Annotated in this window: 11 protein-coding genes and 1 pseudogene; 7 read left to right on the top strand and 5 right to left on the bottom strand. The window is 67.9% G+C overall.

The genetic code is table 11. The features are described 5' to 3' along the window. The 4 genes and pseudogenes from R1101_RS0109440 to R1101_RS0109425 all read left to right on the top strand — a co-directional run. The coding region (locus tag R1101_RS0109440; protein WP_016933196.1) for an ACP S-malonyltransferase at window positions 1-639 on the top strand (639 nt) is incomplete at its 5' end. A gap of 120 nt (window positions 640-759) precedes the next feature. After that, a complete protein-coding gene (gene acpM, locus R1101_RS0109435) occupies window positions 760-1,038 on the top strand; it encodes a meromycolate extension acyl carrier protein AcpM (protein ID WP_016691373.1) in 279 nt (92 codons plus the stop codon). Next, a pseudogene (locus R1101_RS26295) lies at window positions 1,035-2,292 on the top strand (KasA/KasB family beta-ketoacyl-ACP synthase). The gene acpM and the pseudogene R1101_RS26295 overlap by 4 nt, the downstream one beginning before the upstream one ends. A gap of 91 nt (window positions 2,293-2,383) precedes the next feature. Then, window positions 2,384-3,817 (top strand): acyl-CoA carboxylase subunit beta, encoded by a 1,434-nt coding sequence (locus R1101_RS0109425; RefSeq protein ID WP_016933195.1) that lies wholly within the window; start codon window positions 2,384-2,386, stop codon window positions 3,815-3,817. Between the two features lie 117 nt (window positions 3,818-3,934). Here R1101_RS0109425 and R1101_RS0109420 read toward each other — a convergent pair whose 3' ends face one another. The 4 genes from R1101_RS0109420 to R1101_RS0109405 form a co-directional block, all read right to left on the bottom strand. Further along, window positions 3,935-4,444 (bottom strand): DUF3145 domain-containing protein, encoded by a 510-nt coding sequence (locus R1101_RS0109420; RefSeq protein ID WP_016933194.1) that lies wholly within the window; start codon window positions 4,442-4,444, stop codon window positions 3,935-3,937. Between the two features lie 123 nt (window positions 4,445-4,567). Continuing rightward, window positions 4,568-5,380 carry a serine hydrolase domain-containing protein gene (locus R1101_RS0109415; RefSeq protein WP_016933193.1) on the bottom strand — a complete coding sequence of 271 codons (813 nt, stop codon included), beginning with the start codon at window positions 5,378-5,380 and terminating at the stop codon, window positions 4,568-4,570. Between the two features lie 52 nt (window positions 5,381-5,432). After that, window positions 5,433-6,560 carry an NDMA-dependent alcohol dehydrogenase gene (locus R1101_RS0109410; protein ID WP_026003074.1) on the bottom strand — a complete coding sequence of 376 codons (1,128 nt, stop codon included), beginning with the start codon at window positions 6,558-6,560 and terminating at the stop codon, window positions 5,433-5,435. 208 nt (window positions 6,561-6,768) lie between these two features. Then, complete coding sequence (locus tag R1101_RS0109405) at window positions 6,769-7,731, bottom strand: helix-turn-helix transcriptional regulator (RefSeq protein ID WP_016933191.1); 963 nt, start codon at window positions 7,729-7,731, stop codon at window positions 6,769-6,771. A gap of 61 nt (window positions 7,732-7,792) precedes the next feature. Here R1101_RS0109405 and R1101_RS0109400 point away from each other — a divergent pair, with 61 nt between their 5' ends. Next, window positions 7,793-8,365, top strand: a complete 573-nt coding sequence (locus R1101_RS0109400; RefSeq protein WP_016933190.1) for a DinB family protein — start codon at window positions 7,793-7,795, stop codon at window positions 8,363-8,365. 1 nt (window position 8,366) lies between these two features. Next, window positions 8,367-8,804: a VOC family protein gene (locus tag R1101_RS0109395; RefSeq protein ID WP_016933189.1), complete on the top strand. Its 438-nt coding sequence runs from the start codon at window positions 8,367-8,369 to the stop codon at window positions 8,802-8,804. Window positions 8,805-8,816: 12 nt separating this feature from the next. On the opposite strand, the gene R1101_RS0109390 is transcribed toward R1101_RS0109395, so the two are convergent. Then, window positions 8,817-9,206: a VOC family protein gene (locus R1101_RS0109390; RefSeq protein ID WP_016933188.1), complete on the bottom strand. Its 390-nt coding sequence runs from the start codon at window positions 9,204-9,206 to the stop codon at window positions 8,817-8,819. A 71-nt stretch (window positions 9,207-9,277) separates the two neighbouring features. Here R1101_RS0109390 and R1101_RS0109385 point away from each other — a divergent pair, with 71 nt between their 5' ends. Beyond that, a complete protein-coding gene (locus R1101_RS0109385; RefSeq protein WP_016933187.1) occupies window positions 9,278-10,033 on the top strand; it encodes a TetR/AcrR family transcriptional regulator in 756 nt (251 codons plus the stop codon). Window positions 10,034-10,259 lie beyond the last annotated feature (226 nt).

The raw sequence follows: 10,259 nt of genomic DNA, 5'->3' as shown, positions 1-10,259 counted from the left end.
CTTGCCGCAGCCGCCATCGCGGGTGTCATCAGCGCCGACGACGCCGTCGCCCTGGCCGCGATCCGCGGGGCCGAGATGGCCCGTGCGTGCGCGATCGAACCCACCGGAATGTCCGCCGTCCTCGGCGGCGCGGAGGACGAGGTGCTCGCGCGCCTCGCCGAGCTGGATCTGACCCCCGCCAACATGAACGCGGCCGGCCAGATCGTCGCAGCAGGGCGCCTGACCGCGCTCGAGGAACTCGCTGCGAACCCGCCCGAGAAGGCCCGCGTCCGCGCACTGCCGGTCGCCGGTGCCTTCCACACCCGATTCATGGCACCCGCCCAGGACGCCGTGGCCGCTGCCGCGGCGAAGATCACCCCTTCGGACCCGACGCACACGCTGCTGTCGAACTACGACGGCAAGCCCGTCACCTCCGGAGCCGACGCCCTCGAACGTCTCGCAGCCCAGGTCACCCGGCCCGTCCGGTGGGATCTGTGCACCGCTTCCCTGCGCGAGGCGCAGGTGAGCCGGATCGTCGAGCTTCCCCCCGCCGGCACGCTGGTGGGCATCGCCAAGCGCGACATGCGCGGCACGCCCACCCTCGCCCTCAAGACCCCCGCGGAAATTTCCGCTCTGGCCGAAAGTCTTCAACTCGGTTAGGTTGCTGCGCGCGCCGTCGCACAGCACGGGCACCTCACCGGGACATCCCCGGAGCCCCGGTCGGAAACATCCGGCCGGTTTCGAACGACATAGTCGACAGATCGAGAAGGGAGCCACATCGTGGCCGCCACCCAGGAAGAAATCATCGCCGGTCTCGCCGAGATCATCGAAGAGGTCACCGGCATCGAGCCCTCCGAGGTGACCGTCGAGAAGTCCTTCGTCGACGACCTCGACATCGACTCGCTGTCCATGGTCGAGATCGCCGTCCAGACCGAGGACAAGTACGGCGTGAAGATCCCCGACGAGGATCTCGCCGGTCTCCGCACCGTCGGCGACGCCGTGAACTACATCCAGAAGCTCGAGGCCGCAGGCGTTCAGGCCACGAACGACAACGAATGAGTTCTGCTGTGACCTCCCCTTCTCCTCGGGCACTCCGCAATGTCGTCGTCACCAGCCTCGCGGCCACGACGTCGATCGCCGGCGACGTGGACTCCACCTGGAAGGCACTGCTGGCCGGTGAGAGCGGGATCGGCACCATCGACGGCGGATTCGTCGACGAGTACGACCTGCCGGTGCGCATCGGCGGAACTCTGAAGGTCAGCCCCGACGAGGGCCTGTCCCGCGTGGAGCTCCGTCGGATGAGCTTCGTCGAGCGCCTCGCGCTCACCCTCGGGCGCACTGTCTGGCAGAACGCCGGCAGCCCCGAGGTCGACAAGGACCGTCTCGGTGTGGTCATCGGTACGGGTCTCGGTGGTGGCGAATCGCTCATCGACGCCGTCGACAAGCTCCGTCAGGGCGGGTACCGCAAGGTCTCGCCGTTCGCGGTGCAGATGATCATGCCGAACGGGCCGTCGGCCACCGTCGGGCTCGAACTCGGTGCCCGCGCGGGGGTCATCACCCCGGTCTCGGCGTGCTCGTCCGGATCCGAGGCGATCGCCAACGCGTACCGGATGATCGCCTTCGGCGACGCCGACATCGTCGTCACCGGTGGTGTCGAAGGTCAGCTGGACGCGGTCGCCACCGCGGGATTCGCGATGATGCGGGCGCTGAGCACCCGTAACGACGACCCGCGCGGTGCGTCGCGCCCGTTCGACAAGGACCGCGACGGTTTCGTCTTCGGCGAGGCCGGCGCGCTGATGGTGCTCGAGAGCGAGGAGCATGCCAAGGCACGCGGAGCGACCATCCACGGTCGCATCCTCGGCGCCGGCATCACCTCCGACGGGTACCACATCGTCGCCCCCGATCCGGAAGGCACGGGTGCGGCACGGGCCATGCGGCGGGCGATCGAGACCGCCGGGCTCACCAAGGCCGATATCGGGCACGTCAACGCGCACGCGACGGCCACCCCGATCGGCGACGTGGCCGAAGCCAAGGCCATCAACGCGGCCGTGGGCAACCATGCCGCGATCTACGCCCCCAAGTCCGCGCTCGGTCACTCGATCGGTCGCGGTGGGTGCACTCGAAGCAGTACTCACGGTCCTGACGTTGCGTGACGGGGTCATCCCTCCCACGCTGAATCTCGAGAACCAGGATCCAGGGATCGATCTCGACGTGGTCAAGGGCGAACCGCGTTCCGGCCGGATCGATTTCGCGCTGAACAACTCGTTCGGTTTCGGTGGGCACAACGTGGCGCTCGCTTTCGGTCGCGCCTGACCGTCGACGCCTGTCCGCCCCCTGTGGTGGAGGCTCCGCCCGGAGCCTCCACCACAGCCCACCACCACCGCGTCTGCCCGAGGAGTACCCGATGACCATCCTGGATCCAGCCACCCTGCGTGAGACGTCGGTGGACCCCAGAGATCCGTTGGCCCGTCTCGAGAAACTGTTCGACCCGGGCAGCCTGGAGTTGCTGCACAGCCGCGACAAGTCGGGCGTCCTCGCCGCCGTCGGCGACGTCGACGGCATCCGCACGGTCGCATACTGCTCCGATGCCACCGTCATGGGTGGCGCCATGGGCGTCGAGGGATGCAAGCACATCGTCTCCGCCATCGACTACGCCATCGATCACGAGATCCCCGTGGTGGGCATCTTCCACTCCGGGGGTGCGCGTCTGGCCGAAGGTGTCGAGGCCCTCCACGCCGTCGGCCTGGTCTTCGAGGCCATGGTGCGCGCGTCCGGTCTCGTCCCCCAGATCTCCGTCGTTCTCGGCTTCGCGGCCGGCGGTGCCGCCTACGGCCCGGCCCTGACCGACATCGTCATCATGGCCCCCGAGGGCCGTGTCTTCGTCACCGGTCCGGACGTGGTGCGCAGCGTCACCGGCGAGCAGGTCGACATGGAGTCGCTCGGCGGACCCGACACGCACACCAAGAAGTCCGGTGTCGCCCACATCGCGGCGCACGATGAGACCGACGCCCTGCACCGGGCACGCCGTCTCGTGTCGATGCTCGCCGAACAAGGCGAATTCGACGTCGCCGCAGCGGCACTCGGCGACACCGACCTGCGGGCACTGATGCCCGAGTCGCCGCGACGCGCATACGACGTGCGGCCGATCGTCCACCGGTTGCTCGACAACGTCGACGGCGAGTCCGCCTTCGAGGAGATCCAGGGCGGTTGGGCGCGCAGCATCGTCACCGGTTTCGGTCGTCTCGGCGGCCGCACGGTCGGTGTCATCGCCAACAACCCGCTCCGCCTCGGTGGGTGCCTCAACTCCGAGAGCGCCGAGAAGGCAGCGCGATTCGTGCGGATGTGCAATGCCTTCGGCGTTCCGCTCGTCGTGATCGTCGACGTTCCCGGTTACCTTCCCGGCGTGAACCAGGAGTGGGAGGGTGTCGTGCGACGCGGCGCCAAGTTGCTCCACGCGTTCGCCGAGGCGAAGGTTCCCCGCGTCACGCTCGTGACGCGCAAGATCTACGGCGGTGCGTACATCGCGATGAATTCCCGGGCTCTCGGGGCCACCGCCGTCTACGCGTGGCCGGAGTCCGAGGTGGCCGTGATGGGCGCGAAGGCAGCCGTGGGCATCCTCCACAAGAAGGCCCTCGCCGCGGCGTCCGAGGAGGAGCGCGAAGCGCTGCACGATCGGCTCGCCGCGGAGCACGAGGCGATCGCCGGCGGTGTCGGGCGCGCGATGGCCATCGGTGTCGTCGACGAGATGATCGATCCGGCCACCACGCGCAGCACCCTGGCCGCTGCGCTCGCTGCCGCCCCTGCGGTTCGCGGACGGCACAAGAATATTCCGCTCTGATACTGCTCTTCCACGGCAGAAGAACACCGGCATCGCTCCGAGGAGCGATGCCGGTGTTCTCGTCCCGGGAAAGCTGTGGGGTGCGTTCCGGTCGTCATTCCGGGGCGGCGACCGCGGTCAGCCGACGTCCCGGCGGAGCCACGTCACCTGGGCGCCTTCGTCGCCGCTGCGGTACGGCTCGAGTTCCTCGTCCCATGCGGTCCCGAGGGCGCGGTGCAGTTCGCTCGTGACGTCGGAAGCGGAGGACAGCAGGGCACGCAGACGCATCTCTCCGACGACGATGTCGCCGTTGGCACTGGTGGCCCCCCGCCACAGGCCCAGTCGGGGGACGTAGCTGAAGCGTTCGCCGTCCACACCCTCGCTGGGGTTCTCGGTGATCTCGAAGCGGAGCATCGGCCACGAGCGCAGCACGTCGGCCAGTCGTGCGGCCGTGCCGACGGGCCCGACCCAATCGACGCAGGTACGCAGTAGGCCCGGGGAGGCGGGCTGACCCGTCCACGCGAGGTCGGGCCGGCAGTCGAGGATGTCGGCCAGCGCCCACTCGATGTGTGGGCACACGGCCGCCGGAGAGGAGTGGACATAGATCACCCCCGCCGTGGCATCCGCGAATTGGTTGGATGCGCGCATACATTCACCTCCGATTCGACCAGGACGTCTTCCCCAACGACCTTCGCCGATCAAGGCTTCTCCATGCGGGCTGCGTACAAGTGTGCCCGTGTGGCGGGTGTTTCGCCAGCGAACCAGAGAGGTTCATGTGAATTCGGTGATGATCCCGTCCCCGAGGGCGGGCCAGAGAGGCTTCGCCCAATCTCCGAACGCACGATCAGTAAGTACCACAGTGGCGACGGAAATTTCGGGATCTACCCAAATGAACGTTCCGGATTGACCGAAATGACCGAAAGTGCGTGGCGAATTCCGCGTGGCGGTCCAATGCGGATTCTTCTCGCCCCGGATCTCGAATCCGAGACCCCAGTCGTTGGGCTTGAACATCCCGTAGCCCGGTACGAGTCCGTTCAGCCCCGGGAACTGCACTGCGGTCGCCTCGGCGACCGTTCCGGGCGAGACCAGAACAGGCGTGAGCAATTCATGCGCGAACAGAGCGAGATCGGCCACCGACGACTGCGCACCGTGGCCGGCCGGACCGGGCAGGGAGGAGGACCGCATGCCGAGCGGCTCGAAGACCGCCTGCCGGAGGTATTCCGGGAACTCGATATCGGTTTCCGTCTCGACGAGTTCGGCGAGTACCTCGAAGCCCGCGCTCGAGTAGATCCGCTTCCGCTCGGGCTCGGTCTGCACGGTGCGCTCACCGAACGCCAGACCCGAGGCGTGGGCGAGCAGATGCCGCACCGTCGCCCCCTCGGGACCCGCGGGCTGATCGAGTTCGATCGCGCCCTCTTCGACGGCCACCAGGGCCGCGTACGCCACGAGCGGCTTCGTCACGGACGCGAGCGGGAAAACCTCGTCGAGGTCCCCCCGCGACGCGACCGTTCCGCCGTCGCGGGTCACCACTGCGGCGGCGGAACGGTCGACGGGCCAGTCGCTGATCGGATCGAGGCTGTGCACGCGATCAGCCTACGAGACGACCCGACGGGGCGAGGTCACCGGTCGGCGCCGGTCACCAGTCGGCTTCGGTGTACCGGATGACGCCGCGGATGTTCCTGCCCTCGAGCATGTCCCGGTATCCGTCGTTGACCTGCTCGAGGGTGTAGGTGCGCGTGACCATGTCGGCCAGGTTCAGCTGACCGGACTTGTACAGGTCGAGCAGGTTCGGGATGTCCACCCGCGCGTTGCAGCCACCGAAGATGTTGCCCTTGAGCTCCTTCTGGAGCATCGAGAACATGAAGGCGTTCAGCTTGACGTCCATGTCCGCCAGATGACCCATGGCGGTGACGACGCACGTCCCGCCCTTGCCGGTGATGGTGAGCGAGGGATCGACGTACTCTCCCTTCATCTCCCCCACGGTGATGATCGTCTTGTGGCACATGCGTCCCCACGTGATCTCCATGATGGGCACGATGGCCTCCTCGATGGAGGCGAAGGTGTGCGTGGCACCGAACTTCATCGCCTGCTCGCGCTTCCACGGCACCGGATCGATGGCGAAGACGTAACGTGCACCGGACGCGACCGCACCCTGCAGTGCGCTCATGCCCACGCCGCCGACCCCGATGACGGCCACGAAGTCCCCCGCCTTCACGTCGGCGACGTGTGTGGCCGAACCCCAGCCGGTGGGCACGCCGCACCCCACGAGTGCCGCGAGCTCGAAGGGAACGTCCTTGTCGATCTTGACCACCTGGGTCTCGTGGACGGTCATGTACGGTGCGAACGTCCCCAGCAGCACCATCGGGATCACGGGCTTGCCCTGTGCATGGACGCGGTTGGTCCCGTCGGCGATGGCCAGGCCGCTGAGCAGCCCGGCACCGAGATCACAGAGATTGGACTGCCCCACCACACAGGACGGACACCGGCCGCAGGCCGGCACGAACGAGAGCACCACGTGGTCGCCCACCTCGAGACCGGTGACTCCGTCGCCGACCTTGGTGATGACACCTGCACCCTCGTGACCACCCATCACCGGATAGGCCGGCATCGGCGTGGCGCCCGTGACGATGTGATGGTCGGAATGGCACATGCCGGCGGCTTCCATGCGGATCTGCACCTCACCCGCGACGGGGTCGCCGAGCTCGATCTCCTCGACCGACCACGGTTCGTCGATGCCCCACAGCACTGCACCCTTGGTCTTCATCTGGCTCGCCTCCATCGCATTGCCGGTTGTGCACGTGACGATAGCCACAATCGCACAGAATTGGAACAGGTTCTACTAGCTTTCCCGGTCACCGCCGAACCCGATTCCGACGGAACGCAGTCGTGGGGCTACCGGGAGGACGATCTGCGCACGACGTGGCCGATCCTCGCCGAGGCCCGATCCCGCACCGGGACAACGCTTCGGCTCGTCACCGATCGGCACGGGCGATCGCGGCGAGGCGCGTCGCGAGCCGGTCCGCGGCCGCCCGAAGCTCCGGTGGCTCGAGGACGACCGCCTCGAAACCCATTCGCGCGACATGCATCACGATCCAGTCCGGGTCGTCCGCGCCGACGACGAGCACACACCATCCGTCCTCGTCCTCCTCGACCCGCCCCACCTGCGGCGGCACCATGTCGCGCACCCCGTCGGCGTCCGCCCGTAGTCGGATCCGCGCGATGTACCGGTAGGGCGACTCCGTCACCGACCGCTGGACGTAGGCCACCGGATCGGGATGCTGCCGCGGCCGGAACCGCCACGTCGTGGGTGACACCTCGCGCATCCGGTCGAGCCGGAAGGTACGCCAGTCGTCGCGGTCGACGTCCCAGGCCATGAGGTACCAGCGTTGTCCCGCTGCGACCATCCGCACCGGTTCCACCGTGCGCTCGTCGTCCGCATCCAGGCGGGTGGTGTACCGGAACCGCACGCGGGTCGCGTCGCGGCAGGCGCGGGCCAGCGCCATCAGCATGTCGGCGTCGATCTCCGTGCCCGCGCCGACGACGGTCTCGGTGGCGCCGTAGATCGCCCGCACCTTCTCGCGCAGGCGCGGTGGCATCACCTGGTCGAGTGTGGCCAGTGCGCGCAACGCCGCCTCGGCGGCTCCGGCGATCGTGCTGCCCGACGCCAGTCGCAACGACACCGCCGTGGCGATCGCCTCGTCGTCGTGCAGGAGCAGCGGCGGCAATCTCGTGCCGGCTCCGAGCTGATAGCCGCCCCCGACTCCGGGAGACGCGCGCACGGGATAGCCGAGGGCACGCAGACGATCGACGTCGCGACGCACCGAGCGATCGGTCACGCCGAGCTCCGCAGCGAGTTCGACGGCGGTCCAGGACGGGCGGCTCTGCAGCAGTGCCAGCATCCGCAGGACCCGTTCGGTGGTCGACTCGACGGTCATAGGACGATGGTCGCACGGATCACGGACCGAATCTGTCCGCAATATGCGTCAACCTGGAGCCATGACGGAACTCGCCTGGAACCACCTACTGCGACAGCAACTCGACTATCCGGTCCGCCGCCGCCTCGACGGCCTCACCGACGACGAATACTTCTTCGAACCCGCCCCGGGCTGCTGGAGTGTGCGGCCACGCGGGACGAGTACCGCTCCCGTGCAGGGTGGAGCCGGGGCGATGACCATCGACTTCGCCTTCCCAGAACCCGATCCGCCGCCGTTCACGACCATCGCGTGGCGACTCGGGCACGTACTCGTCGGCGTGCTGGCGATGCGTAATGCGAGTCACTTCGGGCGCACCCCCACCGACTACACGACGTTCGAGTACGCAGCGACCGCCGACGAGGCCCTCGCCCAGCTCGATGCCGAACTCTCGACGTGGATCGCAGGCGTCGAATCCCTCGGGGAAGACGGACTCGCCCGGCCGTGCGGTGAGGCGGAAGGACCGTACGCGCAGTACCCGATGGGCATGTTGGTCCTGCACATCAACCGCGAACTCATCCACCATCTGTCCGAGGTCTGCCTCCTGCGGGACCTGTACCTGCATTCCCGTAGCCGAGCCCGACAGGAGGCGAGCTGACATGGCCCGCGATATCCAGATCACGTTCGACTGCGCCGATCCCGGAGCCCTCGCGGAGTTCTGGGCCGACGCCCTCGGTTACGAGATGCAGAAGCCGCCCGGCAATTTCGTCTCGTGGGACGACGCACTCGACGCGATGGGAGTACCGCTCGACCGACGCAACGACGCGTCGGCGATCGTCGATCCGGACGAGGCAGGTCCCCGGTTGTTCTTCCAGAAGGTGCCCGAGGGCAAGCAGGCCAAGAACCGGGTGCACCTCGATGTGCGTGCCGCTCCCGGACTCGACGGCGCCGAGCGCATGGCCGCCCTGGAAGCCGAGGCCGAGCGGCTCGTCGCGCGCGGTGCCACGCGCCGGGAGCGCCACGACCCGGCGCCACCGTTCGGGGCCGGCCACATCGTCATGGCCGACCCCGAGGGCAACGAGTTCTGCCTCGACTGAGCCTCGCCTGGGTCAGGCCGGCTCGGAGACCCAGTGGACGAGCTGCCAGATGATCCCGTTGGGATCGGCGAACTGGCAGTACCGCTCGCCCCACGGCTCGGTCTCCGGCTCGGTCACCACCGTCGCACCGGATTCCGCGATGCGCGCGAACTCGGTGTCGACGTCGTCGACGACGAAGGCGATGAGCATGCCCTGCCCGGCCGGTCCGGCGACGGATTCCGGCTTGAAGGTCGACAGCCCGGTACGCAGGAACACGATGTTGAATCCTGCGTGCGGGTGAGTCAACGAGACGAACCCGTCGGCCGACATCTCCTCGGTGAAACCGAAGTGCCGGATGGCGAAATCGGCCGATGCGGCCGTGTCGGCGACATTGAGCGACAGTGCTGTGGAGTTGATTTTCACAAGACCTCCCGGGACAGAAACTTCGTACGTTGTATAGAGTACTCGTGAGGACGAGATTCCGGGAGGTATCGATGGCACGCGATCTGATCGACCTGCTGTGGCGCGAGCACCCCGAGGCGCCCACCGCCGGTTCACGCGGACCGAGAGCCAAGGTCACCACCACTTCCGCGGTGGACGCGGCCGTCGCCGTCGCCGATGCGGAAGGCCTCGAGGCCGTGACGATCCGCCGCCTCGCAACCGACCTGGGGATCTCCGCGATGGCCCTCTACACCCATGTCGGATCACGCGACGACCTTCTCGTCCTCATGGTGGACCGAGTCCACGCCCGACAACCCCGCCCGCCCTACACGTCGTCGTGGCGGGACCGGATACGGCAGGTCGCCGAAGCGGAACTCGAGCACTATGCCGCGCACTGGTGGCTGCTGGACGTCGACGACCAACGCACAGCCCTCGGCCCCGGCACGATCGCGAAGTACGACCACGAACTTCACGCCTTCGACGGAACATCCCTCCTCGACATCGATCGCGATGCGGCACTCACATTCGTCGCGGACTTCGTGCGCGGTGCGGCGCGAGCACGACGTCCCGATCCGCACGCGGCCGATATGGGCGGGGCGTGGGCCAGGTGGAACGAGCGGTTGGCTCACTATCTGGGCGACACCCATCCTCTCGCGCAGCGGGTGGGAGCGGCGGCCGGAGCGGAGATGAACGCCGCCTACAGCCCGCACCACGCGTGGGAGTTCGGGCTGCAGCGCGTCCTCGACGGACTCGAACCGCTCGTCTCCGTATCGGGATCGAAGCGCGAGGACCGGCCCGTCCGGACATGAGCCCCCCTGATCCCACCGAGCACTCCCCACCGGCAACGATGCGCCTCCCGACCGAGCAGCACCCCGCTGCCCGCTGAGAGGCCCACAAAGTTTGCATACGAAACAGTCGGGTATGTGGCCTTCAGCAGGCCCGACAGTCGGGGCCGCAAGGAGGTACACGATCATGGTCGACTCATCCGGCCGTCGCGCCGAATCCCCGGTGGTGCTGCCCTCGGAAGTACGCGGG

Origin of the sequence: Rhodococcus sp. R1101, from assembly GCF_000278445.1 — a bacterium.
In the GTDB taxonomy this organism is placed as follows: domain Bacteria; phylum Actinomycetota; class Actinomycetes; order Mycobacteriales; family Mycobacteriaceae; genus Rhodococcus; species Rhodococcus gordoniae.
The sequence above is the reverse complement of the archived record's forward strand: the minus strand, read 5'-3'. Positions and strand labels throughout refer to the sequence as shown.

Coding starts and splice junctions, on each gene's coding strand:
- R1101_RS0109425 (WP_016933195.1), top strand. CDS start 2,384: ATGACCATCCTGGATCCAGCCACCCTGCGTGAGACGTCGGTGGACCCC.
- R1101_RS0109420 (WP_016933194.1), bottom strand. CDS start 4,444: ATGCGCGCATCCAACCAATTCGCGGATGCCACGGCGGGGGTGATCTAT.
- R1101_RS0109410 (WP_026003074.1), bottom strand. CDS start 6,560: ATGAAGACCAAGGGTGCAGTGCTGTGGGGCATCGACGAACCGTGGTCG.
- R1101_RS0109405 (WP_016933191.1), bottom strand. CDS start 7,731: ATGACCGTCGAGTCGACCACCGAACGGGTCCTGCGGATGCTGGCACTG.
- R1101_RS0109400 (WP_016933190.1), top strand. CDS start 7,793: ATGACGGAACTCGCCTGGAACCACCTACTGCGACAGCAACTCGACTAT.
- R1101_RS0109395 (WP_016933189.1), top strand. CDS start 8,367: ATGGCCCGCGATATCCAGATCACGTTCGACTGCGCCGATCCCGGAGCC.
- R1101_RS0109385 (WP_016933187.1), top strand. CDS start 9,278: ATGGCACGCGATCTGATCGACCTGCTGTGGCGCGAGCACCCCGAGGCG.